The sequence below is a fragment of the Acidimicrobiales bacterium genome (assembly GCA_036270875.1).
In the GTDB taxonomy this organism is placed as follows: Bacteria; Actinomycetota; Acidimicrobiia; order Acidimicrobiales; family AC-9; genus AC-9.
The window spans coordinates 15,417-41,996 of the sequence record DATBBR010000061.1; the positions used below are offsets into that span (position 1 = coordinate 15,417).

At 70.8% G+C, this 26,580-nt stretch carries 25 protein-coding genes and 1 pseudogene; 9 read left to right on the top strand and 17 right to left on the bottom strand.

From position 1 onward, the window contains the following. Positions 1 to 12 precede the first annotated feature (12 nt). From VH112_07050 to VH112_07100, 11 genes and pseudogenes are all read right to left on the bottom strand, one after another. On the bottom strand, positions 13 to 1,239 hold the full coding sequence (locus VH112_07050; GenBank protein HEX4539988.1) for a GNAT family N-acetyltransferase: 1,227 nt from the start codon (positions 1,237 to 1,239) through the stop codon (positions 13 to 15). Between the two features lie 9 nt (positions 1,240 to 1,248). Next, positions 1,249 to 2,493 carry a flavodoxin-dependent (E)-4-hydroxy-3-methylbut-2-enyl-diphosphate synthase gene (gene ispG, locus VH112_07055; GenBank protein HEX4539989.1) on the bottom strand — a complete coding sequence of 415 codons (1,245 nt, stop codon included), beginning with the start codon at positions 2,491 to 2,493 and terminating at the stop codon, positions 1,249 to 1,251. A 7-nt stretch (positions 2,494 to 2,500) separates the two neighbouring features. Further along, positions 2,501 to 3,778, bottom strand: a complete 1,278-nt coding sequence (locus tag VH112_07060) for a M50 family metallopeptidase (GenBank protein ID HEX4539990.1) — start codon at positions 3,776 to 3,778, stop codon at positions 2,501 to 2,503. 110 nt (positions 3,779 to 3,888) lie between these two features. After that, positions 3,889 to 5,052, bottom strand: a complete 1,164-nt coding sequence (gene dxr, locus VH112_07065) for a 1-deoxy-D-xylulose-5-phosphate reductoisomerase (protein ID HEX4539991.1) — start codon at positions 5,050 to 5,052, stop codon at positions 3,889 to 3,891. Positions 5,053 to 5,059: 7 nt separating this feature from the next. After that, the gene (locus VH112_07070) at positions 5,060 to 6,259 is read right to left on the bottom strand and encodes a phosphatidate cytidylyltransferase (GenBank protein ID HEX4539992.1); all 1,200 of its coding nucleotides are present in this window, start codon (positions 6,257 to 6,259) and stop codon (positions 5,060 to 5,062) included. A 68-nt stretch (positions 6,260 to 6,327) separates the two neighbouring features. Beyond that, positions 6,328 to 6,897: a ribosome recycling factor gene (gene frr, locus VH112_07075; GenBank protein HEX4539993.1), complete on the bottom strand. Its 570-nt coding sequence runs from the start codon at positions 6,895 to 6,897 to the stop codon at positions 6,328 to 6,330. Then, the gene (gene pyrH / locus VH112_07080) at positions 6,897 to 7,598 is read right to left on the bottom strand and encodes a UMP kinase (GenBank protein HEX4539994.1); all 702 of its coding nucleotides are present in this window, start codon (positions 7,596 to 7,598) and stop codon (positions 6,897 to 6,899) included. Before pyrH ends, frr begins: the two co-directional genes overlap by 1 nt. Before the next feature lie 45 nt (positions 7,599 to 7,643). Continuing rightward, positions 7,644 to 8,435, bottom strand: coding sequence for a translation elongation factor Ts (gene tsf / locus VH112_07085; protein ID HEX4539995.1), 792 nt, complete (start codon positions 8,433 to 8,435; stop codon positions 7,644 to 7,646). Positions 8,436 to 8,437: 2 nt separating this feature from the next. Then, positions 8,438 to 9,457 carry a 30S ribosomal protein S2 gene (rpsB, locus tag VH112_07090; GenBank protein ID HEX4539996.1) on the bottom strand — a complete coding sequence of 340 codons (1,020 nt, stop codon included), beginning with the start codon at positions 9,455 to 9,457 and terminating at the stop codon, positions 8,438 to 8,440. A 168-nt stretch (positions 9,458 to 9,625) separates the two neighbouring features. After that, positions 9,626 to 10,456: pseudogene (locus VH112_07095) on the bottom strand (tyrosine-type recombinase/integrase). Positions 10,457 to 10,593: 137 nt separating this feature from the next. Next, positions 10,594 to 11,121: a DUF2505 family protein gene (locus VH112_07100; protein HEX4539997.1), complete on the bottom strand. Its 528-nt coding sequence runs from the start codon at positions 11,119 to 11,121 to the stop codon at positions 10,594 to 10,596. 75 nt (positions 11,122 to 11,196) lie between these two features. Between VH112_07100 and VH112_07105 the strand changes: the two genes are divergently transcribed. From VH112_07105 to VH112_07115, 3 genes are read left to right on the top strand one after another with little or no spacing between them, the layout of a single operon-like run. Beyond that, on the top strand, positions 11,197 to 11,973 hold the full coding sequence (locus tag VH112_07105; GenBank protein HEX4539998.1) for a VC0807 family protein: 777 nt from the start codon (positions 11,197 to 11,199) through the stop codon (positions 11,971 to 11,973). A gap of 53 nt (positions 11,974 to 12,026) precedes the next feature. Next, positions 12,027 to 12,647, top strand: a complete 621-nt coding sequence (locus tag VH112_07110; GenBank protein HEX4539999.1) for a glycerol-3-phosphate acyltransferase — start codon at positions 12,027 to 12,029, stop codon at positions 12,645 to 12,647. A gap of 60 nt (positions 12,648 to 12,707) precedes the next feature. Further along, positions 12,708 to 13,529, top strand: coding sequence for a DegV family protein (locus tag VH112_07115; GenBank protein HEX4540000.1), 822 nt, complete (start codon positions 12,708 to 12,710; stop codon positions 13,527 to 13,529). A 25-nt stretch (positions 13,530 to 13,554) separates the two neighbouring features. Here VH112_07115 and VH112_07120 read toward each other — a convergent pair whose 3' ends face one another. Further along, a complete protein-coding gene (locus VH112_07120; GenBank protein ID HEX4540001.1) occupies positions 13,555 to 14,472 on the bottom strand; it encodes an alpha/beta fold hydrolase in 918 nt (305 codons plus the stop codon). A gap of 62 nt (positions 14,473 to 14,534) precedes the next feature. Beyond that, positions 14,535 to 15,923 (bottom strand): MFS transporter, encoded by a 1,389-nt coding sequence (locus VH112_07125; protein HEX4540002.1) that lies wholly within the window; start codon positions 15,921 to 15,923, stop codon positions 14,535 to 14,537. 199 nt (positions 15,924 to 16,122) lie between these two features. Between VH112_07125 and VH112_07130 the strand changes: the two genes are divergently transcribed. Beyond that, positions 16,123 to 17,859: a hypothetical protein gene (locus VH112_07130; GenBank protein ID HEX4540003.1), complete on the top strand. Its 1,737-nt coding sequence runs from the start codon at positions 16,123 to 16,125 to the stop codon at positions 17,857 to 17,859. 81 nt (positions 17,860 to 17,940) lie between these two features. Here the strand turns inward: VH112_07130 and VH112_07135 are convergent, their stop codons facing one another. Together VH112_07135 and VH112_07140 are read right to left on the bottom strand one after the other, a co-directional pair. Further along, positions 17,941 to 18,432 carry a TIGR00725 family protein gene (locus VH112_07135; GenBank protein HEX4540004.1) on the bottom strand — a complete coding sequence of 164 codons (492 nt, stop codon included), beginning with the start codon at positions 18,430 to 18,432 and terminating at the stop codon, positions 17,941 to 17,943. Position 18,433: 1 nt separating this feature from the next. Continuing rightward, positions 18,434 to 19,675 (bottom strand): cytochrome P450, encoded by a 1,242-nt coding sequence (locus VH112_07140; GenBank protein ID HEX4540005.1) that lies wholly within the window; start codon positions 19,673 to 19,675, stop codon positions 18,434 to 18,436. A gap of 49 nt (positions 19,676 to 19,724) precedes the next feature. Here VH112_07140 and VH112_07145 point away from each other — a divergent pair, with 49 nt between their 5' ends. Then, positions 19,725 to 20,516: an MBL fold metallo-hydrolase gene (locus VH112_07145; protein HEX4540006.1), complete on the top strand. Its 792-nt coding sequence runs from the start codon at positions 19,725 to 19,727 to the stop codon at positions 20,514 to 20,516. A gap of 36 nt (positions 20,517 to 20,552) precedes the next feature. On the opposite strand, the gene VH112_07150 is transcribed toward VH112_07145, so the two are convergent. Further along, positions 20,553 to 22,172 (bottom strand): NAD(P)/FAD-dependent oxidoreductase, encoded by a 1,620-nt coding sequence (locus VH112_07150; protein ID HEX4540007.1) that lies wholly within the window; start codon positions 22,170 to 22,172, stop codon positions 20,553 to 20,555. 157 nt (positions 22,173 to 22,329) lie between these two features. Here VH112_07150 and VH112_07155 point away from each other — a divergent pair, with 157 nt between their 5' ends. The 4 genes from VH112_07155 to VH112_07170 are packed head-to-tail and all read left to right on the top strand — an operon-like array spanning position 22,330 to position 26,244. Then, the gene (locus tag VH112_07155) at positions 22,330 to 23,874 is read left to right on the top strand and encodes an MFS transporter (GenBank protein ID HEX4540008.1); all 1,545 of its coding nucleotides are present in this window, start codon (positions 22,330 to 22,332) and stop codon (positions 23,872 to 23,874) included. A gap of 2 nt (positions 23,875 to 23,876) precedes the next feature. Next, positions 23,877 to 24,503, top strand: coding sequence for a TetR/AcrR family transcriptional regulator (locus VH112_07160; GenBank protein HEX4540009.1), 627 nt, complete (start codon positions 23,877 to 23,879; stop codon positions 24,501 to 24,503). Next, positions 24,500 to 25,417 (top strand): alpha/beta hydrolase, encoded by a 918-nt coding sequence (locus VH112_07165; protein ID HEX4540010.1) that lies wholly within the window; start codon positions 24,500 to 24,502, stop codon positions 25,415 to 25,417. Before VH112_07160 ends, VH112_07165 begins: the two co-directional genes overlap by 4 nt. Beyond that, positions 25,414 to 26,244 (top strand): aminotransferase class IV, encoded by an 831-nt coding sequence (locus VH112_07170; protein HEX4540011.1) that lies wholly within the window; start codon positions 25,414 to 25,416, stop codon positions 26,242 to 26,244. The genes VH112_07165 and VH112_07170 overlap by 4 nt, the downstream gene beginning before the upstream one ends. Here VH112_07170 and VH112_07175 read toward each other — a convergent pair. Then, positions 26,245 to 26,580, bottom strand: a 336-nt coding sequence (locus VH112_07175; protein ID HEX4540012.1) for an XdhC family protein, incomplete at its 5' end; no start/stop codon positions are given.

The window sequence follows — 26,580 nt, forward strand, 5'->3', positions numbered from 1 at the left end:
TGCCCTCCCCGGTCAGAACTCGGTCGCGCAGAAGGGAGGCGGGTCGCACCCGAAGATGGCGTCCGCCCGCGCCGCAGCGCCCGGCACCCGCTCCGCCACCCGGCCCGCCCGCGCCAGCTCGGAGAAGGTCAGCCCACCGAGCAGCGCGGATCCCAGCTCGCCGGCCCCGAGAAGGAGGTCCGCGCCGTCTCCGGTGACCGACCGCGCCTCGGCCCCCGAAGGACCCGCCTCCAGGCGCCACGCCCCGTCGTTCCACGGGCAGAAGGCGTCGTCGACCTCCAGGACGATCGAGCCCTCCACCGGGTAGCGCCGAGCTTCGAGCGACGCGGGCAGATCGACGAGGCGCACCCACAGGTGGTCCTGCATCCCGGCCAGGCGGAGGCGGCGAGAGTCCCGCAGCATCCAGCGCACCGGCTCGTCCAGCCGGCGACCACGGAGGTGGGCGCTACGGGTGAGGTCGATGTCGCACACGAACGCCCACAGGTCGGCGTAGGCCGCCCCGCCCGCCGCGCACAGCTCCTCCACCCGGACCGTCCCAGCATCGAGCTCCCCGCCCTCCCCGCGGCGGTCGAACCGGTACGACACATAGCCGTCGAGCTCGCCCCCCGGACCGGCACGAACGGCGTGGAACAGCGGCCCGGCACCGCTGCGACGGCCCTCGAGGTCGTGGAAGAAGCTGTCCCACCATGGCTGCGCCCGGCCGACCTCGCCCGGCTGTCGACGACGGACGTTGTCGTACATCGTCGGGAAGGCGCCGGCGGCGACTTCCCTCGAGACCAGCCGGATGGTGCCCTCGGGCCCTCGGGCCAGCCCGGTCGGCCGCTCGATCTCGTAGGCGGCAACGAACGTCGCCGGTCCGTACCCGAAGCGACCGTAGATGCCACCCTCGCTGGCCGTGAGCACAGCCAGGGCCTCGCCCCGATCGCGCACGTCGTCGAGCTGGCGGCGCATCATCGCCCGCAGGAGCCCGAGCCGCCGATGTGTCGGTTGGACGCCGACGTACGACACGCCTGCGGCGCCGGCGATGCCGAGACCCGGCATCGTCAGCTCGAAGCTGTGGGCACCGGCGGTGGCGACGATGTCGTCCCCGTCGAACACCGCCAGGCTCCGGTCCACCTCGATCGCCGCCGCCTCGATGTCGACCGCCTCGTCGTCCAGCTGGACGCCGAAAGCCCCCTCCGCGCACCGCAGGAAGGTCGGGATCTCCTCCTCGGTGACCGGCCGCAGGTCGAAGTCCACCGCCCCTGTCTAGTGCGCGTCCTCCTCGTGCGAGAGCTGTTTGCGGATGAGGTCCACCTTGGTCTCGCTGTGGTTGACGTCGGCGCCCCGGTCGTCCAGGAGGGCCCGGCGGTCGGCCTCGGCCTCCGCCTCGGCGCTGGCGTCGGCCGCCGCCAGCCGCGCCTCGATCCCCTCGGCCGCCAGGTGCTCGGCCTCGGCGACGAGCGCGGCGACCATCTCGTCCTCGGGCACGACGCGGACGATCTTGCCCTTGATGAACAGGTGGCCCCGTCGGCGGCCGGCGGCGATGCCGAGATCGGCCTCCCTGGCCTCGCCGGGTCCGTTGACGACGCAGCCCATCACCGCCACCTGGATCGGGAGGTTGCGGTCCACCATCGCATCCTGGACCGTCTTGGCCACACCGATCACGTCGATCTCGGCCCGGCCGCACGACGGACAGGCGATCAGGTCCAGGCCCTTGCGCTCCCTGAGCCCGAGCGCCTCTAGCAGCTGGCGACCGGCCCGAGCCTCCTCGACCGGATCAGCCGTCAGCGAGTACCGGATGGTGTCGCCGATCCCCTCGGCGAGGAGCGTGGCGATGCCGGCGGTGGCCTTCAGCAGGCCGGCAGGCGGGGGCCCCGCCTCCGTCACACCGAGGTGCAGCGGGTGGTCGACCGTGTCGGCCAGCTGACGGTAGGCCTCGATCATGAGGGGAACGTTCGACGCCTTGACGGAGATCTTCACGTCATGGAAGTCGACCTCGTCGAAGTACGCCAGCTCCATGAGGGCGGACTCGACCAGGGCCTCGGGCGTGGCGCCGCCGTGCTTCTTGTAGAGCTGGGGATGCAGCGACCCCGCGTTCACGCCGATGCGGATCGGCACGCCCCGGTCCTTGGCCTCGTTGGCCACCAGCTTGATCTCCTCCGGCTTGCGGAGGTTGCCCGGGTTGAGCCGGAGGCAGTGCACGCCCGCCTCCAGCGCCGCCAGGGCCATCTCGTAGTGGAAGTGGACGTCGGCCACGATCGGCACCGGCGAGCGGGGCACGATACGGGCCAACCCCTCGGCCGCCTCCGCCTCGTTGCACGTGCACCGCACGATGTCCGCCCCACCCCCCGCCAGGGCGTAGATCTGCGAGAGCGTGCCCTCCACATCGGCGGTCTTGGTGATCGTCATCGACTGCACGCTGATGGGTGCGCCGCCTCCGACGGCGACATCGCCCACCGTGATCCTGCGGGTGGGCCGGCGGGCGCCGGCGATGACAGCGGGTCGAGTCATCGGATCCTCACTGGAATGGGTTCGCGAGCGGATGGGTGACGTCCATGTACAGGGCCGTCACCCCGAGCACGACCAAGACGAGGAAGACCAGGTAGGTGGCAGGCAGAAGCTTGGCCACGTCCACGTGGTAGCGGCGTCCCCGCCGCGAGCGGGCCTGCTCGTACACGGCGATGGCGACGTGGCCGCCGTCCAGGGGCAGCATGGGGAAGAGGTTGAACAAACCGACGAACACGTTGATGCTGAAGAGCAGGGTCAGGACGTCGCGAAGGCCGGCGTGGGAGGCCTGCGACGCCAGGCGGACGATCCCGATCGGTGATTCCAGCCGCGGGCTGTTGGACGACGACGACGCCTGCTGGTTCTGGTTCCCCGTGGGACTTGTCACCTGGTGGGTGTAGTTGCTGATGCCGTGGGGGGAGAACACGCTCCCGAGCGCCTTGAGCGTCTCCCAGGAGAACGTGCCGACCTCGGTGGTCGACCGGCCCACGGCGACGATCGGGTTGACCGTCTGAACCGGCGAGCTCAGCTGGACACCGATGATCCCGTAGGGGGTGGAGGACGGTTGTGGCGCTGGCTGGCCCTGCACCTTGACGGTGCGCTCGTCGATCGGCGTCACCCTGATCGTCTGCGTCTCGCCGTGCCGCTTGACCACCACGGTCACGGGCTGGCCGGCGTGGGACTGGATGTACGACTGCAGCTGGTCGGGCGAGGAAAGAGCCTTGCCGTCGACGGAGACGAACACGTCGCCAGGCTGGAGGCCGGCCTGCTTGGCCGGGCTGCCGGTTCCTTCGATCGTGGTGAAACCGCCGACCGCGACCTTCTTGCCGTCAGGCACGCCCACGAACGAGAAGAGCACCCACAGGATGAGAAAGGCCAGGATGAAGTGCACAGCCGAGCCGGCCACGGCCACCGAGAGCCGCCGCCCGAAGGGCTGTTGGCGGTAGGTCCGGGGCTCGTCGGCGGGGTCGACCTCCTCGAGATTGCTCATCCCGATGATCTTCACGTAGCCACCCGCGGGAATGGCCTTGACCCCGTACTCCGTCTCGCCCCGGTGGATCGACCAGAGGCGGGGGCCGAAGCCGAGGAAGTACTCGGTCACCTTCATGTGGCCCCACTTGGCCGTGGCGAAATGGCCGAGCTCGTGGAGCATGATCATGATCACGATGGCGAGCACGACGGTGAGGGTGCCCGTGGTGCCGGTCAGCACCGCAGCCGCCACGCCCGCGCCCACCACGAGCAGTAGGCGCACCACCGCCCGGCGCTGCTCGGCTGGGTCGGTCAAGGGCACCGGGGGTCGACGCCGGTTCCCGGCCGGCCCGGACGGGGCCCCCGGGGGCGGTCCCGGAGGCGGCCCTGGCGGCGGTCCCGGCTCCGGGGATGGCGAGTCGAGGTCGTCGCTCACGCCGCGTGACACCTGCGCTGCACGGCGAGGGCCGCGGCCCGGCGCGCCTGTTGATCGACCTCGAGCACGTCGTCCACGTTATGCAGGTCCACCGGCGTATAGGCCTGCAGGGCGTCCTCCACCACCTCGGCGATGCCGAGCCATGACAACGTGCCCTCGAGGAACGCCGAGACCGCCACCTCGTTGGCGGCGTTCAGCCAAGCCGGCGCCGCCCCTCCCATCCGGCCGGCCTCGTAGGCGAGGCCCAGGCAGGCGAACGCGTCCACGTCGGGCTGCTCGAAGTCGAGCTTGTCGAGGCGGGTCCAGTCGATCACGCCGAAGGGCTCACGCAGTCGCGCCGGATAGTGAAGGGCGTAGCCGATCGGCAGCCGCATGTCCGGACGTGACAGCTGGGCGACCGTGGCCCCGTCACAGAACTCCACCATCGAGTGCACCACCGACTGCGGGTGCACGATCACCTCGATGCGCTCGTACCCGATGCCAAACAGCGCATGGGCCTCGATCACTTCCAGACCCTTGTTCATGAGAGTCGACGAGTCGACAGTGATCTTCGGTCCCATGCTCCAGGTCGGATGGGCGAGCGCCTCGTCGAGGGTCACCGAGGACAGATCGGCGCGCTTGCGACCCCGGAACGGTCCCCCGCTGGCGGTGAGCACGATCCGGGCGAGCTCGCTGACCGCGCCCGAGCCGGCTCGCAAGCACTGATGGAGCGCACAGTGCTCGGAGTCGACGGGCAGGATCTCGGCTCCGGGTGTTGCCCGGGCTCGCTCGACGACAGGGGCCGCGGCGATGAGCGACTCCTTGTTGGCCAGGGCGAGGCGTCGACCGGCCTCGAGCGCGGCGAGCGTCACCGGCAGCCCGGCGAACCCGACCACGCCGTTGACCACCACGTCGGCGGCGGCGGCGATAGCGGGCAGCGAATCCGGTCCGGCGAGCACCTCGGTGCCGGGGGGAACCAGCGCGCGCAATCGAGGGGCGGCGCTGGCGTCGGCCACCGCGACCTGCCGGGGCCGGAGCTGGCGGGCCTGGGCCGCGAGCTGGTCGACCGACCGGTTGGCACCGAGGGCGATGATCTCGAGGGCACCGGGATCGGCGTGGACGACGTCGATCGCCTGGGTGCCGATCGAGCCCGTTGAGCCGACGAGGCTGACGGTGGTCATGCGGTCGTTAACCGCCGAAGTTGATGAGGCGCACCAGATAGTACGTCGCGGGGACGACGAAGAGCAGGGCGTCCACCCGGTCCAGGACGCCCCCATGCCCGGGAAGGATCCAGCCCATGTCCTTGACCCCCATGTCGCGCTTGAGCAGCGACTCACACAGGTCGCCCAGCGGCGCCGCCACGGCCACGACCAGGCCGAGGGCGACGCCCCTCGCCGTGTTCCACGGGCTGATCTGGCTCACGACGACCGCGCCCACGAGCACGCTGGCGAGCGTGCCACCGATCAACCCTTCCCAGGTCTTGTTGGGGCTGATGGCGGGAGCGAGATGGTGGCGGCCGAACCGGCCACCCACGAGGAAGCTCCCCACGTCGTACCCGACGGTCACCACCGCGGCGCCGAGGAGCAGCGCCACACCGTGGCGGTTGGGGAACATCCTCGGGTCGAGGAGGAGTGCGGCGAACGACCCGAGGAACCCGACCCACATGAAGCCGAGGAGGGTCACGGCCACGTTGACCGTCGGCCGTTCTCTCACCACGCCCACGAGGTACCAGAGGAGGGTGAACACGACCACGAGCCCGAGGACCAGCGGGATGGCGGCCTCGCCCTTCATATAGGCGCCGATGAGTATCCCGACGGTCGCCACCAGTGCCACCAGGGTGGCGGGACGGTACCCGGCGCGGCGGAGGACGCCGAACAGCTCGGCCGCGGCAGCCGTGACGATGAGCAGGACGAGGACGAGCGACGTGAGCGAGCCCAGCCGGAACAGGATGACGGCGGCCAGCCCGATGCCCAGTCCGGTCAGGACCCGCGTCGTGAGATCGCCTCCCCGGGGCCGGCCCTGCCGGGGCGACACCGGCGTCGAGGGCGTCTGCCGGCCGGGCCTCGACGGTGGCGACTTCGGCGGCTGGCTCTGGAAGGGCCCGGTCTGCTCAGGGTCATCGAGATCGTCGAGCTCGAAGGTGCGGCCGCCTGCCTGCGCCCGCGGGCTCGCCCAATCGCTGAGGTCGTCGTCGGCACCCGCGCCGGGCCGCTCCCCCTGGCTTCCCTCACCGCCGGGGCCCCGATCGGCCGAGTCCACCGCCGACAGCAGCGGCCGGGTCAGGTCGACACTCGCTGTCGACCCCGCTTCCTCGGAGCCGATGATGCGGATGTCGTCCCCGTGACTCGGTCTCGGCGGCCGCCCTTGCGTGTCCTCGTGCTGGTCCATGGTGGCTCTCCTGTCGTCGGGCCGGCCCGTGGGCCGGTCTCGTGCTCCAGCGCCCTGTGTCGCGACGGTCAGATGTCGAGGAGCTCCTGCTCCTTGTGTTGCAGGACGCGGTCGATCTCGGCCACGTAGTGATGCGTGATCTTCTCGAGCTCCTTCTCGGCCCGCTCGAGCTCGTCAGAGGAGATGTCCCCGTCGTGCTCCAGCGCCTCCAGGTCGTGGCGCGCTGCTCGTCGCAGGTTGCGGGTGGCGACCTTGCCGTCCTCGGCCTTGTGACGCACGACTTTCACCAGCTCCTTGCGCCGCTCCTCGGTAAGGGGCGGGAAGGCCAGACGGATCACCTGCCCGTCGCTCGACGGGGTGATCCCGAGATCGGAATGGAGGATGGCCTTCTCGATGGCCTTGAGAGAACCCTTGTCGTAGGGAGAGATGACCAGCAGCCGCGCGTCGGGCACGCTGAAGCCGGCCAACTGCTGGAGGGGCACCTCCGACCCGTAGTACTCGACCTTGAGCTTCTCCACCAGCGTTGGCGTCGCCCGCCCCGTCCGCACGCCTCCGAACTCGGCCTGAGTGTGGCTCACCGCCTTGCCCATCTTCTCGCGGGCCTCGGCCAGGGCGACACCGATGAGTGAGTCGTCCATCACGTGATAAGCGTACCGATCGGCTCCCCCGAAAGGGCGCGACCGATGTTCCCCTCGCTCATGAGGTCGAAGACGAGGATGGGAAGGCCGTTGTCCTTGCAGAAGGTCACAGCGGTGAGGTCCATGATCTTGAGGTCGCGAGAGACGACCTCCATGAACGAGATCTGGTCGAATCGGACCGCGTCCGGGTCGATCTTGGGATCGGCGCTGTAGACCCCGTCGACCCCGGAGTGGGTGCCCTTGAGGATGGCCTCCGCCTCGATCTCCGCCGCCCTGAGGGCCGCCGGGGTGTCGGTGGTGAAGTACGGGTTGCCCATCCCGGCGGCGAAGATGACGACCCGTCCCTTCTCCAGGTGCCGGATGGCCCGCCGGCGGATGTAGGGCTCGGCGACCTCGGCCATCTCGATGGCCGAGAGGACCCTCGTCGGCTGGCCCTGGCGTTCGATGGCGTCCTGAAGGGCCAGGGCGTTGATCACCGTGGCCAGCATTCCCATGTAGTCGGAGGTGGCCCGGTCCATCCCCGTGCCGGCGCCGGTCGTCCCCCGCCAGATGTTGCCGCCCCCGATCACCACCGCCAGCTCGACCTGGAGGTCGGACCGGGCGGCGGCGATCTCGGCTGCCATGCGCTCGACGACGACCCCGTCGATCGTCTCGTCGGACGCCGAGCTGGCAAGCGCCTCCCCCGAGATCTTCAGGACCACACGTCGCCAGCGCGGAGAGCCGGGCTGCTGGCGGGCGTGGAGCACTCAGACCCCGACCTCCACCTGGGCGAAGCGGGTCACCCTCGCCTCGCCGACCAGCTGGGCGACCGTCTGCTTCTCGTCCCGTGCGTACGGCTGCTCGAGCAGGCACCGCTCCTTGAACCAGCCTGTGAGCCGGCCTTCCACGATCTTGGGCAAGGCCGCCTCGGGCTTTCCCTCCTTGCGGCTGATGCTCTCGATGGTCGCCCGCTCGGTCTCGACCTCGCTCGCAGGGACGTCCTCCCGGGACAGGTACGTAGGTCGGGCGAAGGCGATGTGGACCGCCACCTCGTGGGCGAGCTCCTTGGAGCCCCCCACCATCTCGACCAGGACGGCGTTCACGCCCCTCCCGTTCTGGATGTGGAGGTAGCTGTCCAGGATCGCCCCGTCGGCCGGGAGAAAGCGGACGACCCGGCCGACCCCGATGTTCTCCTTGAGCGTCACCTTCAGCTCGTCGACGTCTCCCTGTCGCTCGGCCACAGCCTCCTCGCCCTTGGCAGCCACCAGCTGAGTGAGCTCTTCGACCAGGCGCACGAACTCGGCCGACTTGGCCACGAAGTCGGTCTCGCACCGCAGCTCGACGATCGCGCCGGGGCCGTCGACGACGACCGACACCGCGCCCTGGGAGCTGGGTCGGTCGCTGCGGCGACTGGAGCTGGCCAGCCCCTGCTCCCGCAGCCAGCGCCTGGCACCCTCGACATCCCCGTCGGTCTCCTGCAGGGCTCGCCGGGCATCGAGCATCCCGGCACCGGTCGCCCGGCGTAGGGCTTGAACGTCCTTGGCTGTGAACTCGGGCATCGCTAGTGCTCCTGGGCCTCGGCGGGGGCGCCAGCCGGCTCGGTTGCGGTGGACGGGTTCGCGGTGGACTGGTTCGCGGTGGACTGGGCCGGCGCCTTCGACGACTCGCCATCGGGCGCCGGTGCCGGGTTGGCCGGTGCCGGGTTGGCCGGTGCCGAGCTCGCCGGGGGTGGGCTCGCCGGGCGATTGCGGGCCTGCTGGGCCAGCCGCATCTCTCGCTCCTGGGCCTGGACCGCCGCCTGGCGACGCGCCTCGACCTGCTCGCGAGCCCGCCGTTCCTCCGCCGCTGGGTCCGGCGCGGAAGGAGGTCCGCCCGCCGCCGCGCCGCCGGTCCGGGAGGCGATGAAGCTGCCCTCCTTGACGGCGTCGGACACGATGCGGCACATGAGCGTGCCCGCCCTGATGGCGTCGTCGTTGCCGGGGATGACGTACTGGATGATGTCGGGGTCGCAGTTGGTGTCGACGACCGCCAGGATCGGCAGGCCGAGCTTGTTGGCCTCGGTGACGGCGATGTGCTCCTTCTTCGTGTCGATCACGAAGATGGCGTCGGGGAGCCGGCTCATGGTGCGGATTCCACCCAGGTTGCGCTGGAGCTTGTCGAGCTCCCGGGAGAGGATGAGGGCCTCTTTCTTCGGCATGGCGTCGAAGTCACCCGCCGCCTTCATGCGCTCGTACTCCTGCATCTTCTTCACCCGACCGCTGATGGTCGCGAAGTTGGTGAGCATGCCCCCGAGCCATCGCTCGTTGATGTACGGCATGCCGGACTCGTTGGCATAGGACGAGATGGCGTCCTGGGTCTGCTTCTTGGTGCCGACGAACAGCACCGTCCCACCGCCGGCCACGAGGTCCCGGACGAAGGAGTAGGCGACCTCGATGCGCTTCAGCGTCTGATTGAGGTCGATGATGTAGATACCGTTGCGCTCCCCGAAGATGAAACGGCGCATCTTCGGGTTCCAGCGCCGGGTCTGGTGGCCGAAGTGCACCCCGGCCTCCAGCAACTGCTTCATGGTCACGACGGCCACTGCTGGCTCCTTCCCATCGGTTGTCCGACCCCGCGCGCAGCGCCCCGAAGGGCGACCGTGGGCACGCACGGGTGATGGTCTCGCCGGCCGGAGGACCGGCCCGACTGGTCGAGCTTACCGAACGGACGGGTGGCGCCCCGCTCAGGACTGGGGGGGCCACCGCCGCCGTCATGCTCGGGGGTGGGTCTTCTCGTAGACGGTGACCAGGTGATCCTTGCTGACGTGGGTGTACACCTGGGTGGTCTGCAGGCTGGCGTGGCCGAGCAGCTCCTGGACCACCCGAAGATCGGCGCCCCCGTCGAGCAGATGGGTGGCGAAGCTGTGCCGGAGGGCGTGGGGGTGGGTCGGAATCCTCGAACGACGGTCGAGGATGCGCCGGACGTCCCGCGGTCCCAGCCGGTTCCCCCTGGCGTTCAGGAAGATGGCACCGGCGGGAGAGCTCGGGCGGACCAACGACTCCCGGCCCTCGGCCAACCATGCCCGGAGGGCTTCGACGCAGGCGGCGTGCATGGGCACCCGCCGCTGCTTGGACCCCTTTCCCCAGACCACGACGATGCCCGAGGACAGATCGACGTCGCCGAGGTCGAGGCCCGTCAGCTCTGAGACCCGAAGCCCGCTGCCGTAGAGAAGCTCGAGCACGGCGTCGTCACGACGTCGCACGGCGTCAGGTACGGCGGCGGCCCGGGCTGCCGGTGTGTCGAGCATGGCCTCGACCTCGGTCCGGGTGAGCACCCGCGGGAGCCGGTCCTCACCCGCGGGCGCTGACAGCCGCCGGGCGGGATCCGACGGCAACGCGCCGCTCCGCCGGAGCCAGCCGAAATAGCGACGGAGGGCGGCGGCCTTGCGGGCGATGGTGTTGCGGGCGTACCCGCGGGTGGCGAGGTAGGCGAGGTACCGCCGCAGGAGGAGCCGATCGATCGCGTCCGGCCCGTGAAGGTCCCCCCGCTCGGCCCAGGCCACGAACGCCGCCACGTCCCGGCCATAGGCCTCGACCGTGCCAGGAGCGGCTCCGGTGAGAGAACGTGAGAACGAGTCGAGCTGCCAGGGCACCGATCAACGACGGTAGTGGTGACCCGCCGCCGCGCCGCGGATGCTGTCTCGGGCCGCGCGCCGTCCTGACGCGGCCCGTAGGCCCGCTAACCCTTGTCCCTGACGACCTGGCCGCTGTCTCGCAACCACCGCTCGAGGATCCGGGCCTCTTCACCGAGGTGCTGGCGCATCCCGACGATGATCGCCCGCTCGACGAGTCCACCCACGACGGGGTATCGGACCCGGAGATCGCCCCCCATCAGCTGGCGGGTGGCCTGCTCGCCATCCGGCTCGAACCGGTACCAACCCTCACACTGCAGACGATCCGCGTAATGATCGGGCACGATCTCGAAGTCGATGCGGTGCGCGCCCCGATCGAACGTCGAATGGTCGACCCACGTCAGACGATCGGGATCGAGCACGGCTCGGGCCGGTCCCGAAAGGTTCCCCGCAAAGGCGTACTGGACGCGGAGGTGGACGAGGTTGCCGTCAGGGCCTTCCACGCGCTGCTCCAGGACCTCCGGGGGGCGAATGGCGGAGAGCTCTCCGAGCGCAGCGTAGAACCCGGGGTCGAGGAAGGCGGCCTCCACCGCGTCGCGGGGCGCGGCGATCGACTGCTCGAGGGAGAAGCGCACGTAACAAAACCTAAACGCCCGAGCGCATGAGAGCCGCAGGTGTGGGTATGGATGCTGTCGAACCATCAGAGCCATATGGGTGTACGGTTGGCCACACGGACGGCGCCTACGGGTGATGGACCTGCCCGGCCAGCCTGGCGACCTGGCTCCTCGCATTCGGAAGAACATTCCTTGCCTCTCGCTGCGAACACCATTCACCTCCCTGCACCTCGAGCCTTCCTTCGGCACGCGTTGCCGAGCTTGGTGGAGAGCACCGTCGGTCCGGTGGTGCTGTTCTACGTGATGCTCTCGCTCCTCGGCCTGCGTGGCGCCCTGCTCGCCACGGTGGGCTTCTCTTATGTGGCGGTGGCTCGCCGCGTGGTGACGGGCCGGCCAGTACCGGGGATGCTGGTGCTGGCCTGTGCGCTGCTCACCGTGCGCACGGCGCTGGCCATGGCCACCGGCAGCGCCTTCGTCTACTTCCTCCAGCCGACCCTGGGGACGTTCCTCGTCGCCGGCGCCTTCCTCGTCTCGGTCCCGGCGGGACGCCCGCTGGCTGAGCGCCTGGCCCAGGACTTCTGTCCGCTCGACCCCGCATTGCTGCGCCAGCCCTTCGTCCGCAAGTTCTTCCTGCGGGTGTCGCTCCTGTGGACGTTCGTCTTCCTCAGCAACGCCAGCCTCACGCTCTGGCTGCTGCTCACGTACTCGGTGAAGTCATTCGTCCTGCTGAAGACGGCAGCCTCCCTCTTCGCCATCGGGTCGGCCATCGTGGTGTCGGCCATGTGGTTCCGGCGGGCGCTGCACGGCGAGGGGTTCAGCCTCCACTGGTCGTCGCGGGCCAAGCCGGCGACGGTGACCCAGCAGCCCTCCTGAGCCTGCGGCCGGGCGGCTTGTTTGTCGCCGCCAAGGTCGGGAATGCTGACGGGGTGCATCGGGACGACTCCCCCCCGTGGTCCGTGCTGGCCGCGGCCTTCCTCGCCGGGTCGATCCCGTTCTCGAATCTGGCCGCCCGACGGCTCCGGGGCGTCGACCTGCGCACGACGGGTTCGGGCACTGTCTCGGGCACCTCGCTCTACCGCGTGGCCGGCTTCGGCCCGCTCGCCGTGGTCGGTTGCCTCGAGCTGGCCAAGGGCGCCCTCGGGCCGATCCTGGCCGGGCGACGCCGGCCCGAGTTGGGCGCCGGGGCTGCCGGGCTCGGCGTGGTGGGCCACAACTGGTCGCCCTTCCTGGCCGGCGCCGGCGGACGGGGCATCTCCCCGGCGCTGGGCGGCCTCCTGGTGCTGGCGCCCGAGGGCACGGCCGTGCTGGCGGTCGGGCTGGCGGGCGGTAGGCTCAGCGGCCACACGGCGCTGGGAAGTTTCCTGGCGATGCTGGGGCTGGCCCCGGCGTTGGCCGCGACTCGGGGTCGGAGGGGAGCCTGGACTGGTGCAGCGATAGTCGTCCCACTCCTGGCCAAGCGCCTCCTCGGCAACGGGCCGCCGGAGGGCCGTTCGCGACTGGATACGTACCTCTGTCGCCTGGTTCTTGACCGGGACGTACTGAGGTGATCTCCTAGCCGCTCACATGCCAGCGCCCCCGTCCGCGCTCATCGCACGAACCGAGAGGTCATGGCCGTAGCCGTCATCACCGACAGTGCCGCTTCCCTTGACAAGGGCCTGACCGAGCGGCTCGACATCACCGTGGTGCCGATGCGGTTGACCATCGGGGGCACGACGTACTCGGACGATCAGGTCACTCTCGAGGAGGTCGTGCGCCGGATCGACGAGGGTGTCCACACCGCCGGACCGGCCCCGGGAGCATTCGGCGAGGCCATCGAGGCGCGCCAGTCAGGGGACGGCGTGGTGGTGCTCACAGTCTCCGAGCGCATGAGCAGCACCCACAAGGCCGCCCTGCTCGCGGCCGAGTCCTTGGACGGGCAGGTGCAGGTCGTCGACACCTCCACGGCCGCCGGGGCCGAGGGCCTGGTCGTGCTGGCGGCGGCGGAGGCCGCCCAGAACGGCGCCCCCCTCGACGAGGTGGTGGCCAGAGCCCGCCTCGTGAGCAGCCGGGTCCGCCTCGTCGCCGCCGTGGACACGCTCAAGTACCTGGTTCGCAGCGGTCGCCTCCCCGACATCGCAGGGAGAGCCGGCACCTATCTCGGCCTGCGCCCCCTCTTCGAGTTCCACCAGGGCGGCATCCGCCCCCTGCGCCCCTCGCTCAGCCGCGACGCCGCTCTCGAGCAGCTCTTGAGCCACTGGCGGCGATCCAAGGTCCGAGGTGCGCCGCTGCACGTCGCCGCCCTCCATGCCGCCGACCCCGAGTCCGCCCAGCGCATGATCGACGTGGTGCGCTCCGAGGTGGAGCCGGCGACGGCCTTCGTCGCTTCCTTCGGGCCCGTGATGATCGTCCACACCGGCCCGCTCACCGGATTGGCGTGGTGGTGGGGATAGCCGGCGCCGACCCTCCTCGCCAGCGCTAGCCGTTGGCGGCGGGAACCTCGCCGCTCGGGACGTCCATCACCCAGTCGATCGCCTCGACCACGGCCCCGCGCGCCGCGTCGTCGATCCCGTGCCCCATGCGGGCGACGACATCGAGGCGGCGCGGCTCTGCGGCCCCGTCGAACAACAGTCGCGCCTCGGCCGCCCGGATCAGACGATCGCGGCGGCCGTGGACCAGCGCCACCGGCACGCCCATATGACTGATGGCCGACAGCGGAGGGTCGGGAAGCACCCATCCGGTGTTGATGCGCACGCCGAGGCGGTGGAGCATGACCCAGCGCCCGAGCTTGGTCCTCGTCAGGGCGACGATGGCGAGCCCCACGAGGCTGGGCGACATCCGCCAGCGAGCCGGCGCGCTGACTGCGACGATCCCGGCGATCGGGGTCCCGCCCCCGCCTACCGGCGGCGACGCCGGCGACACCGGTGAGGCTGCCAGCGAGGCCGCCGGCGCTGGCCGGGCCTCATCGGCCATCGAGGCCACGTGGCAGAAGACGGCGATGGCGCCCATGGAGACGCCCACGAGCACCACCGGCTGGCCCCCCTCGGCGGCCAGGGCCGCGGCCGCAGCCACGTCCAGGCGCTCCTCGCCGCCCACGGTGCAGTTGCCCTCTGACGCGCCGTGGCCGCGCGCGTCGTAGGTCAGCACGTCGAAGCCGGCCCCATGGAGATCGGATGCGAGCGCCCGAATCCCGCCGTCCTCCTTGGACGCGCCGAAACCGTGCACCAGGACCACCGCTGCCCGCGCCCGCTCCGGGCGTCGCCACCAGCGGGCACTCAGGTGCAAGCCGTCGGCCGTCAGGAGCACAGCATCCTCGACCGAGCCGTCCAAGCGGATCGGCTCCAGCTCCGGCCTGATCAGCACGAGGCTACGCAGCGACGCTACCCGCTCGGACACGGCGCAAGAGTATCCCTGACGACAACGCACCGTTCGGCAGACCGAGGAGTTCTCTCCGTTGCTCAACCGCCGGGCGGCCGACGTGGCAACACGAACGGGCCCGGTTCGGAACGACCGTCGTCGGAGAGCGCTCGGGTGGGCCCGGGACCAGCGAGCGGATAATCCGGCAGGGACACGACAACGCCGGCGACGTCATCCCTAGGACCGATGGCGACGGGCTGCCGTCGCAACTTGAGCCAGGTGACAATGGCCGAGGCGACAACGAACAGGCCCGAGCACATCAGCACCACCCGGGCGGGAGGCAGCATGCCGAGGACGGGCCACCGCACCCCCTCGAGCTGATCGGCGGCCAACCCGGCACCGAGGGCAGCGAGGGTGAGACCCACTCGTATGACCACGTGGAAGGCGGCGAAGGCGAGGACCCGCTCCTCGCCGTCGAGGCGCTCCTGGAGCAGGCTCATTGCGCCGGCCAGGCAGGCCGCCGTGAACGCGCCGAAGGCCGTAGCGCCGAGATAGGTGAGCGGAACGCCCGGGGACAGGCTCATCCCGGCGATGACGACTCCCTGACCGGCGACGCACCAGAGCACCCCCGTCATGCCGTGGAAACGCAGTCGGCCAAGCACCACCAGGCCGATGGCCGCACCCACGCCGAACAGGGCGACGAGCACACCGAACTGGATGTCGGTCGCGTGCAGCACGCCCCGCACGAAGACGATCCCGAGAGAGAAGAGGGCCCCGATGCCCAAGGAGACGGACAGGGCGGCCGGCGCCACCGCCCGCACGAGGGGGATGCGAAAGGCCGAGAGGAACCCGCTCGGGTGCTCGCCCTGGTGCGGTGGAACGGCACGGGCCGGTGCCGCGGCGAGTCCCCGGATCCGGCTCAGCATGGCGAACGAGACCACGTAGGTAGCTGCGTCCACCCAGAACGTCGGCGCCACCCCTCGGGGCGAGGACGTGCTCACGCTGCCGGCCGCCAGCAACGACACGAGGGCAAACGCGGCTGCACCGAGCGGGATCGTCCCGTAGGACGACCCGAGGATCAGGCCATTGGCCTTGGGCAGGTCCTCGTCCGCGACGAGGTCCGGGATCGACGCATCCCGCGCCGGCAGGAACACCAGGCTGGCCGCCTCCACCACGAAGGCCCAGAGGTAGATCCACCACAGAGCGTGGACGAAGGGCACCAGTGCGATCGCACCCGCCCGCAGCGCGTCCATGGCGAGCATGGTGTTGCGGCGGTTCCACCGGCGCACGATCCGAGCGGCGAGCGGGCCTGCGATCGCCGCCGGCGCCAGGCGCAGGACGAGGATGCCGGCGACGGCGGCCGAGTCGCCCGTGAGCGCGAGGGCCAAGGCCATGAAGGCGATCGTGGCCATCCAGTCGCCCAGGGACGACACGCCCTGGCCAATGAGGAGCGTGCGAAAGCCGCCGCGCTTCAGCAGCCCCCCTCTCATGCCGGTTGCGACCCCGGACGGGCGGCGAACCGTCCGCGCCCACACGGGGAGCGCCCCTGGAATCCGCCACCCCTCTTCATCGGTTGTCTAACCATGATGAGCCCCTTGGAGAGAGGTTAGAAGGTGGGTGCAACAGGGCACGCCTGCGGGCCGGGTCGGCCGGGTCGGTACGCTTGGGCCCTCAGACGGGGAGCTTTCGATGCGACGTGAGGCGCCAGCACAACCTGGTCGTTCTTCTTCACGCTTCCTGTCCCGTTGGCGGCTTATCGCCCTATGCTCGGGCGCCGGCGCCCTAGAGGCCGCCCTGCTGACCCAGCTCGGCGTGCAGTCGGGCATGGGTCTCGCCCCCCAGGTGAACGCCCCGGTGCCGTTCGGAGCCTTCCACGACCTTCGGTGGCTGATCGTCTACCACAACTCCTGGCCCGGCTTTCTCGCCGAAGCGGCCGCCGTCCTGTTCGCCCGGGGCTTGCTCACCGCCCTCACCGTTCGTGAAGCGTGGCCCGACGACATCGCGCGGCCGGCGCCGCGCGTGCTGCTGACCCGGAGCATCGCCTTCACGTTCCTCGTCGCCCTGTTGTTGATGCCGTGGACGATCCTGCTGTTCGGCCTGGCCGTGGTCTCGGTGTCCTGGCTGTTCTTCGCCGCCGTGCCGACGGTGCTGCTGCTCGCCTTTCTCGTTCATCACGGGGCCATCACAAGCGGCTGGTGGAGACGGGCGCCGGCGCCGCGGGCGTTGGGCTGGATCGCCCTGACCTTCGCCGTCCTGACCGTTTCCGCGGGGCTGACGGCGGTGTCCCCGAGGGCGCTGTGGGTCCCGATCGCCGCCCTCACCGGCGTGTTCAACGCCTGGGCGTGGTTCGGCATGGTGCATGCCGTCACCGGCACGGCGCGCTCGCACCGGTTCCTCCCCCTGGCCCCAGCGGGCCTGGCCGTGCTGCTCGGGGTGGTCGTCGGGGGATCGGCCATCGGCTTCGCGACCGTCAGCCACCCCGCCAGCTCGCGCGCCGATGCTGCGGCCGCCGGCCCCGACCCGGGCAACCAGGGCGGGCCGGCGCAGGCGACGGGCAAGCCCGTGCTGGTGGCCAGCGGATTCTGGAGCAGCTGGAACGGCAAGACCGCTCCCCCGTTCTCGGGGCACTACGACGAACAGCGCTTCTCCTACCGGGGCCTTGACGCCGCTGGACGGCCATTGCCCTACCAGTCGGCCGATACCCAACAGCCCTTGCTCCAGCTCGAGCGGCTGATGTCCGATCAGGTCGACGCGCTCTACCACCAGACGGGCAAGCCGGTGAGCATCGTCGCGGAGAGCGAGGGCTCGCTGGTGGCCAAGACCTATCTCACCGCCTCCCCGCACGCTCCGGTCAGCACCTTGATCATGGTCAGCCCCCTGGTGCAGCCGGCACGCGTCTACTACCCACCGTCGGGCGTCGCCGGATGGGGAGTCGTCGGAGGCCTGGGCCTCCAGGGCCTGAGCGACACGGTGGGAGCGGAGACGACCGTCGACCTTGCGCCCAGCCAACCCTTCCTCCGGTCGATCGTCCAGGACGCGCCGGCCCTGCGCTCGGTCCTGTCGTGCCCGGTGGCGGGCGTGCGCCAGTACGCCGTGCTGCCGTTGGCGGACGCCGTCGCCTCCGGCAACGCCAAGCCCCTCGGCATCCCCACCGCCGTGGTGCCCGCGTTCCACGGCGGGCTTCTGGGTGATCCCAACGCGGACGCGATGATCCAGGACGTGCTCGGCGGCGGCTCGCCCTCCGACTCGAGCCTGTTGTCCGTGGCCGAGCGCATCATCGGGCCGGCCTCGTCGGCCTGGCAGGTCCCCGAGCTGCCCCTTTCCATCAACAGTGCGTGGTCACAACCGACGAGTCCCGACTCGGGCGGCGTTCCGAGCTGCTCCAGCATCAGGACCGAGCTCGCCAGCCAGCTGGCCGCCGGCTGACGGGACAAGACCACTGAAAGTGGGCACCGGGGCCCGGCGCGACGGCCCCACTTTCGACCAAAGGTGAAACACGACTACGCCTTAGGGGCGCAGGTGGCCGGTGAGCGCCAGGACGACGGCGACAGCAGCTTGCGGGTCCTCGGCGGGGACGATGCTCTCGTCGGCGGCGCCGTCGCCCCGGACCAGTCGCCAGGTCCTGAGGCCGACGACCGGCCGACCCAGCTTGAGACCGAACGCCACCTCCGACAGCGTGCCGTGCTCGCCGCCGACGGCGACGACGGCGTCGGCGCTCAACACGACGAGGGCGTTGCGGGTCTCGCCCATGCCCGTGGGAATGGCCACGTCCACCCAGCGGTTGGCGTCCGCCCGCCGGCGGCCCGGCAGGACACCGATGGTGAGCCCTCCCGCCGACTTCGCCCCTCTGCAGGCCGCCTCCATCACGCCTCCGAGGCCCCCACACACGACGGCCGCGCCCGCCTGGGCCAGCCGGCGCCCCACCTCCTCGGCCGCCGCGGCCAGCTCCTCGTCGGCGTCGCCGGCACCGACGACGGCCACATGAAGCCGGCCCGCCACCTCAGGAGTCGAGCGACACGGGAAGTCGGTCGAGGCCCCGGAGCACGATCCTCCCGTTCCACGCCTCAGGCTCGTCCTCGAGCGCCGCCGACGGGAAGCGCCGGGCCAGCGTGTGCAACGCCACCTGCCCCTCGAGCCGGGCCAGGGCCGCGCCCAGGCAGTGGTGGATCCCGCTGCCGAACGACAGGTGCTGGGCCGCGCCCGTCCGGGCCAGCGAGAGGCGGTCGGCGTCCGCACCCCAGCGACCCGGATCGTGGTTGGCCGAGCCCAGGCACGTGAGCACGAAGCTTCCCGCCTCGATGAGCCGGTCGCCGATCTTGAGGTCCGAGAGGGTGATGCGCCGGGAGAACTGCACCGGGCTGTCGTAGCGAAGCAGCTCCTCGACGGCGTTGACGGCGAGGTCGGCGTCCGCACCCAGCTGCTCGAAGGCACCCCGGTCGCGCAGCAGGGCGAGCGTGCCGTTCCCGATCAGGTTGACAGTGGTCTCGTGCCCGGCAATGTAGAGCAGCACGACCTGGTCGAGGAGCTCGCCCTCCGACAGCCGGTCGCCCTCCTCCTCGGCCTCGACGAGGGCAGACAGGAGATCGTCGGCCGGGTGGGCGCGCTTCCACGCCACGACGTCGGTCACGTAGGCACGGATCAGATCGGAGGCCCGCATCGCCTCCTCGATCTGCTCGGCGGTCAGGATGGGGTCGAGCGTCCCGGCCAGCGTGTGCGACGCCTCCCGGAGCTGATCGCGCTCGCCCTCGGGCATCCCCAGGAGCTCGCAGATCACGGTGAACGGCAGCGGAAACGCCAGATCGGCGACCACGTCCATCCTGGCTGCCGGGGCCACACGATCGAGCGCCTCGTCGACGAGCTGCTGAACCCGTGGCCGCAGGGCCTCGACCCGTTTGGGGGTGAACGCCTTGGAGACCAGCCGGCGCAGCCGCGTGTGATCGGGAGGATCGAGGCTCAGGATGGACCGCGGCCGGCGAACGACGCGCTCGCCGGCCACCTCCTCGAATACCTGGGCCCGGAGCGTCGGCGCCGCGTTCTCGGGCTCGACGCTCAACGACGGGTCGCGCAGCAGACCGACGATGTCGTCGTAGCGGAAGAGCATCCACAGATCGAGGGGGCTGTGGTGCACCGGGTCATGCTCCCGGAGCGCCCGGTACCGCGAGTACGGGTCCGCGAAGAACCCACGCTCGAACGGATCGAACGCCGGCGCCTCGATCGGAGCACCTGTGCTGCTGTCATCCACGGCAAGCTCCCTCACCACACCCGCTCGGCATGGCATCAAGCTAGGCGCCATGCTGGCGACCATGCTGATCGGAGACGTCGAGGTCCTGCCGGTGCACGACGGCACCGCCTACTTCCCCCCCGGCGAGGCCTTCGCCGGCACGACAGCGGACCAGTGGGCGCCCCACCGGGAGCTCCTCACCGACGACGGCCTGCTTCCCCTGGAGCTGGGCGGGTTCCTGGTTCGGCACCGGGGCCGGGTCGCCGTGGTCGATGCCGGGGTCGGCTCGATCAAGGGACCCTTTGCCGGCGGAGCATTCCTCCAAAGCCTGGCCGCCCACGGGGTCACGCCGAGCGAAGTGACCGACGTCGTCTTCACCCACCTGCACTTCGACCACGTCGGCTGGGCCACGAGAAAGGGCGAGGTGGTGTTCCCCAACGCCACGTACCGCTGCGACCGACGGGACTGGACCCATTTCGTGGGACCGGACCCCGGGGCAACCAAGAAGCTGTCGCCGGTCGAGAGCAGGCTCGAGACGTGGGACGCGAGCGGGCCCCTGCTTCCCGGCATCGATGTCCTGGCCGCTCCTGGGCACACGCCCGGCAGCACGGTGGTCGTGCTCTCCTCGGGCGCCGATCGAGCGCTCGTGCTGGGAGACGTGGCCCACTGCCCGGTGCAGCTGGTGGACGACGAGTGGGCGATCCTCGGCGACGTCGATCCCGCGCTCGCCCGGCGGACCCGGACAGCGCTGGCCCGGGAGATCGAGGACACGGGCGTTCCGGTGGCAGGCGTGCACTTTCCCGACATGAGCTTCGGGCGCCTGCTTTCGGGCCGGGGCGGACGCCGTTGGGTGGTGCCGTAGGAGCGTCGGCGCCGTGAGCCCCGGTGAGAGTGGTGTCTAGCCGGGGTTGACAGGCGTCCTGCGTCGCCGAGCCAGGTCGGCGATCACGACCATGGCTGCATTGCGGCCGTTGGCCGCGATCACGCTGCCGCCCGGGTGCGTGGCCGCGCCGCACAGGTACAGGCCGGGAACCGGTGTGCGCGGCGTGAGCCGTCGGTCCCACATCTGGTCCGGGAGACATTCTCCCTGGAAGATGTGACCGCCGGTCAGTCCCGTCCGGGCCTCGATGTCCGGAGGACCCAGCACCTGGCGGTGCTCGACGACATCGAACACGTCCGGGGCGAAGCGGGCGATGCTGGCCAGGACGAGATCGCCGACCTCCTCGCGCCGGGTGGTCCAGTCACCCTCGGCCAGTCGGTAGGGGGCGTACTGGGCGAAGACGCTCATGGTGTGCTTGCCCCGCGGCGCGATGGTCGGGTCATACGCAGTCTGGAAGTACAGCTCGCACCATGCCGGCGTCGGTACGCCGCGACGGCTCGCGGCGCAGGCCGCCTGCGTGTCGTCGACGCCGGAGCTGATCGTCACCATGGAGCGAAAGGGCGTGTCGTCGGTGGCAGCCACGAAACGGGGCAACCGGGCCAGGCCGCAGTTCACCTTCACCACCGGGCTGTCGATCCGCCACTCCTCGAGGCGCCGGCGGTAGTGCCCGGGAACATCGCCCGAGCACAGGGCCAAGGTCCGCTTTGGATCGGCGTTCGACACCACGGCGTCGGCGCGGATGGTCTCGCCCCCTTCGAGCACGACGCCCACACCGGGTACGACGGCGGCCACAGGGACCCCGGTCGCCACGACCGCTCCGGCCGCCCGGGCTGCGTCTGCCAGTGCGAACGACACCCGACCCATCCCGCCGCGCACGTAACCCCAAGCCCCGCCCTTGCCGCCCAGCATCCCGGACGCGTGCATGGCGTGGACGGCTGCCGTCCCGGCGTCACGGGGACCGGCGTAGGTGCCGATGATCCCCTGACCATGGAGGGCGGTCCGCAGCCGCGAGTCCTTCACGTGCCGCTCGAGGACGTCGGCGATCGAGGCACCGAGCACCACGTCGACAGCCTCTCCATCATCTCCGAGGCGCGCCACCAGCTCCTCTTGTGTTGGCGCGTCGCCCAACCACGTGTCGCCGATCGGATCGGGGCCCCGCAGCGCCCGCCGCAGGCGTCCGAAGAGGTCCTCGTAGGCGAGGTACCCGTCGACGTCGGGGGGCGAGACGGCGGCCACCTCGGCCGCCGAGCGGACGGGGTCGTCCCAGAGCGTCAGGGCCGACCCGTCCTCCAGGGGACACCAGAGGTGCGGGTCGACGACCTCATAGCCGTAGCCGTACCGGGCCAGCTCCAGCTCCTCCACCACCAGCGGATGCAGCAGCCCGACGAGGTACGCGCACGGGCTGACGTGCCAGTCGGGGTCGTCGAAGGGCTGCTCCAGGGTGCAGGCCCCGCCCAGACGCTCCCGCCCTTCGACCACGAGCACCCGCCGACCAGCACGGGCGATGTAGGCGGCGGCGGCCAGGCCGTTGTGGCCGCCCCCGACGATCACCGCGTCCCACGGGAGCCGAGCCAGCTCCTGGACGGGGGCGGGCAGCCCGACCCGTCCCATCGACTCCTGCGCGCTCGGCTGGGCCACGACCGGACAACGCTATCGGCCTGGCCGCCGGCGCCTGCCTATCGGGCGCGGCAGGCCGCCGGGCGGGTGTGCACCGGCCGAGATTTGGATACGGTACGTTGCGTAGCTGATCGCGCGCTCAGGCGAGCGCCATGTCCGCACCCCGCCGGAGGATCCCATGGTCGATCGCAAGTGGTGGACGCTCACCGCGGTGTCCGTGGCCACGTTCATGTTGTTGCTCGACATCACGATCGTGAACATCGCCCTCCCCGACATCCAGCGGTCGCTGCACTCCACCTTCTCCGATCTTCAGTGGGTGGTCGACGCGTACGCCCTGACCCTGGCGGCGGTGCTGCTCGTGTCGGGGTCGGTGGCCGATCGCATCGGAAGGCGCCTGATCTTCGTGATAGGGCTCGTCGTCTTCTCGTCCGCGTCGCTGCTCTGCGGCCTGGCGGTCAATCCCCTGATGCTGACCGCCTCGCGCGCCCTCCAGGGCATCGGCGGGGCCATGATGTTCGCCACGTCGCTCGCCCTGATCGCCCAGGCCTTCCGGGGACCCGAGCGGGCGACCGCCTTTGGCATCATCGGGGCCGTCATCGGGGCCGCGGTAGCGGTCGGTCCCCTACTCGGAGGCGTACTGACGGACAGCCTCGGATGGCAGTCGATCTTCCTAGTCAACGTGCCGATCGGCGTCCTGGCCGTCGCCTTCACGCTGCGAAACGTGGCCGAGTCGCGCGACGTCAGTCCCGGCGGCATCGACTGGCCTGGAGCCATCACGTTCAGCGGGGCGCTCGCCCTGTTGGTCTACGCCCTCATACGCGGCAACAACGACGGCTGGACGAGCCCCCTGATCCTGGGCTTCCTCATCGGCGCCGGTGCTTCCATGGTGGCGTTCGTCACCATCGAGTCCCGCCGGAGGCATCCGATGCTCGACCTCAGCCTCTTTCGCAAGCCCGCCTTCGTCGGCGCCTCGACGACGGCGTTCCTCATCGCGGCGTCGATGTTCTCGATGTTCCTCTACATCTCGCTGTACCTGCAGAACGTCCTCGGCTACAGCCCCCTCAAGGCGGGCCTCGTCTACCTTCCCGTCACGGTGCTGGCGTTCGTCGTCGCCCCGATCGCCGGCAAGCTGTCCGCCCGGCTGGCGATCCGCATCTTCCTCGGCGGAGGCCTCGCCCTGGTGGGCATCGCGCTGGTCCTCATGGGAGGCCGGCAGTTGGGAGACACGTGGACCGGCCTGCTGCCCGGCTTCCTCCTCGCCGGTATCGGGATCGGGATGATCAATCCCCCGCTGGCCTCGGCGGCCGTCGGCGTGGTGGAGCCGGCCCGCAGCGGCATGGCCTCCGGCATCAACAACACGTTCCGCCAGGTGGGGTTCGCCACAGGGATCGCCTATCTCGGTGCCCTCTTCCAAAGCAGCGTTCAGAGCAAGCTGGGTGGGCTGCTGGCCGGCACGCCGGCTGCCGCGCACACGAGCCAGATCGCCCAGGGTGTCGCCGCCGGAGGCAGCCGCCAGGTCCTGGCCGCCGTGCCGCCGCAATTCCGCGGGACGGTCAGCCACGCGGCCAATCAGGCCTTCATCAGCAGCCTCAACGAGCTGTTCATCGTGGCCTCGGTGACCGCCTTCGTGGGCGCCGTGCTGGCGGCCGTGCTCGTCCGCCAACGAGACTTCGTGGTCACGTCGTACGAGCCCGACGCCCGGCCCGCCCCGGTGGCAGCGTAGCGGTGCCGTCCTCCGCCTCCGTCTCGGCGGCTCCCTCACGAGGCCGGCCGCGGGACGAACACACCGACGAGGCCATCCTGGCCGCCACGCTGCGGTTGCTGAGAGACGCCGGCTACCGGTCCCTGTCGGTCGAGGCGGTCGCCGGTGAGGCAGGCGTGGCCAAGACGACGGTCTACCGGCGCTACCGCAACAAGGCCGATCTGGCCACGGCGGCGCTTGCGACGATGATCCCTGTCGACGAGCTCGCTCACCCGTCGGACGACCCGCAACGCGATCTCGTGTCCTTCTTGGACGAGTTCGAGACGGCGCTCGAAGATGTCGGTGTCGACGTGATCGGATCGCTGTTGATCGACCGGGGCGACTCCGAGTTCGTCGAGCTGCATCGTGAGCGCATCATCGGTCCGCGCAAGCAGCGGAGCCGACAACTGCTGCGGCGAGCGCAGAAGCTCGGCCTGATCCGGCCCGATGCCGACCTGGACCTGGTCATGGAGATGCTCATCGGCTCCTTCTTCGCCCGCCATCTGGCCGGCAGGGAGCGCCCGCCGAGATGGGCGGAGAACGCGGTGGCGACACTCTGGAAGGGCCTCGAGATCAGGGATTCGGGCAGCCCCCGTAAGCTGGGAGAATGACCGCCCAGGCCTTCGACCCGCTCCCCGAACCGCGCCTCGTCCCCCCACCGAGCCCCGATCCGGCCGGGCCGAGCACTCCGCCCAGCGGGGCCCGGACGTTCCGCTACGAGGGAAGAGAGCTCGCGTACGAGGTGCACGGTGAGGGCGACCGCCTCCTCGTCTACCTTCACGGCCTGCTGCTCGATGCCAATCTCAACCGTGGGATAGCCGAGGCCCTGGCCCGCCGGGGCAACCGGGTCGTCCTGCTCGACCTGCTCGGCCATGGGCGCAGCGACAAGCCCGACCACGCCTCCGCGTACCGCATCGATCTCTACGCCCGCCAGGTCTTCGCCCTGCTCGACGAGCTCGGCGCCCAGCAGGCGGTCCTGGGCGGCGTCTCGCTCGGCGCCAACGTGAGCCTCCAGGCAGCCGTTCTGGCACCCGAGCGGGTTCGCGGACTGGTGCTCGAGATGCCGGCCCTGGAGTGGGCCGTGCCGGCGGCCGCCGTGCTGTTCGTGCCGCTCGTCCTGGCACTGCATTACGCCACCCCGGTGGCCGCCGTTGTCAGCAGGCTGGTGCGAAGCCTGCCCCGGACGCCCTTCGGCCCGTTGAACAGCATGCTGAACGCAGCGTCGCTTCCTCCCGAGCAGATGGCGGCCGTGCTCCACGGCATCCTCGTCGGTCCCACTGCGCCCGCGGTCGAGGAGCGGAGGACCATCACCGTGCCCACCCTGGTCCTGGGCCACCGCAACGACCTCATCCACCCGTTGAACGACGCCACCAACCTTGTGCGCGAGCTGCCCAACGGCCGCCTCGTGCGGGCCCGCTCCCCGCTGGAGCTGCGGCTGTGGCCGGACCGGCTCACGGGCGAGATGGCCGACTTCCTGGCCGAGGTATGGGCCACCGACGAGACCTCCGCCAACACTCGGCAATGAAGGTGTGGGTGAACGGGGAGCTGCTCGACAACGGCGACTCCCAGGTGGGCGCCTTCGACCGCGGCCTGACCGTGGGCGACGGTGTCTTCGAGACGATCGCCGTGCGCGCCGGCCGCCCGCTGGGCGTGACCCGGCACCTCGCCCGCCTCGTGCGCTCCGCGGGCGCCCTCGGCTTGCCTGCTCCTGACACCGGTGCTCTCCGAGCTGCCGTGGAGGAGGTGACCGCCGCCAGTGGGGCCAGCGACGCCGTCATCCGGGTCGTCTACACCAGCGGAACGGGGCCGCTCGGCTCCGACCGGGGCGACGGCACGCCCACGGCCGCCGTGCTGCTGGGCCCGGCACCGGAGCGTTCGCCAACAACCGACGTGGTCACGGTCCCCTGGCCCCGCAACGAGCGCGGCGCCCTGGTCGGCGTCAAGACCACCTCGTACGCCGAGAACGTGCTGGCCCTGGCCGAGGCCCGGCGGCAGCACGCGTCGGAGGCCATCTTCGCGAACACCGCCGGCAACCTCTGCGAGGGCAGCGGCACGAACGTCTTCCTGGTCCTCGACGGGCAGCTGCTGACCCCGCCGCTGTCAGCCGGCTGTCTGGCCGGGGTGACGAGGGGCCTGATCATCGAGCGCTGCGGGCTCGACGTCGTCGAGCGGGACGTGCCCATCACCGCCCTCGCAGGCGCCGAGGAGGCCTTCCTCACCTCGGCGACCCGCAACGTGCAAGCCATTGGCGCCGTCGATGGGCGGGCCCTCCCCAGTTGCCCGGGTCCCCGCACCCAGGCGGCGGCCGCGGCGTACTCCCGGCTCCAGGCGACCGACCCCGACCCCGCCTGACTACGCGAACCGCTCGAGGTCGGCCTCGAATCGTCGGCGGCACCCGCTCGAGCAGAAGAAGTACACCGCGTCGCCGTGCCGAGCGGTATCGGCGGTCGACGCCACGGTGACGGTCATGCCGCAGACCGGGTCGACCGCACGCCCGCTCTCGGCCGCCCGATGGCGCGTCATCCCCCGACTGGCGCGCTCTTGGACCAGCTCCGCCAGGATGGCCACGGCGATCTCCTCGTGGGCGATGGCGCCGAGGTCGAGCCCGGCCGGGCACCTGACCCTCGCCAGGCCCTCCTCGGAAACGCCTGTGGTCCGCAGCGTCGACAGCACCGCCTCGCCCCGGCG

What these genes read in the sequence shown, in the direction of transcription:
- ispG (HEX4539989.1), bottom strand. Translation starts at nt 2,493, where the DNA reads ATGACTCGACCCGCTGTCATCGCCGGCGCCCGCCGGCCCACCCGCAGG.
- VH112_07070 (HEX4539992.1), bottom strand. Translation starts at nt 6,259, where the DNA reads ATGGACCAGCACGAGGACACGCAAGGGCGGCCGCCGAGACCGAGTCAC.
- VH112_07145 (HEX4540006.1), top strand. Translation starts at nt 19,725, where the DNA reads ATGCTGGCGACCATGCTGATCGGAGACGTCGAGGTCCTGCCGGTGCAC.
- VH112_07115 (HEX4540000.1), top strand. Translation starts at nt 12,708, where the DNA reads ATGGCCGTAGCCGTCATCACCGACAGTGCCGCTTCCCTTGACAAGGGC.
- tsf (HEX4539995.1), bottom strand. Translation starts at nt 8,435, where the DNA reads ATGCCCGAGTTCACAGCCAAGGACGTTCAAGCCCTACGCCGGGCGACC.
- frr (HEX4539993.1), bottom strand. Translation starts at nt 6,897, where the DNA reads ATGGACGACTCACTCATCGGTGTCGCCCTGGCCGAGGCCCGCGAGAAG.
- VH112_07105 (HEX4539998.1), top strand. Translation starts at nt 11,197, where the DNA reads ATGGGTGTACGGTTGGCCACACGGACGGCGCCTACGGGTGATGGACCT.
- VH112_07125 (HEX4540002.1), bottom strand. Translation starts at nt 15,923, where the DNA reads ATGAGAGGGGGGCTGCTGAAGCGCGGCGGCTTTCGCACGCTCCTCATT.
- VH112_07170 (HEX4540011.1), top strand. Translation starts at nt 25,414, where the DNA reads ATGAAGGTGTGGGTGAACGGGGAGCTGCTCGACAACGGCGACTCCCAG.
- VH112_07155 (HEX4540008.1), top strand. Translation starts at nt 22,330, where the DNA reads ATGGTCGATCGCAAGTGGTGGACGCTCACCGCGGTGTCCGTGGCCACG.
- VH112_07165 (HEX4540010.1), top strand. Translation starts at nt 24,500, where the DNA reads ATGACCGCCCAGGCCTTCGACCCGCTCCCCGAACCGCGCCTCGTCCCC.
- dxr (HEX4539991.1), bottom strand. Translation starts at nt 5,052, where the DNA reads ATGACCACCGTCAGCCTCGTCGGCTCAACGGGCTCGATCGGCACCCAG.
- VH112_07130 (HEX4540003.1), top strand. Translation starts at nt 16,123, where the DNA reads ATGCGACGTGAGGCGCCAGCACAACCTGGTCGTTCTTCTTCACGCTTC.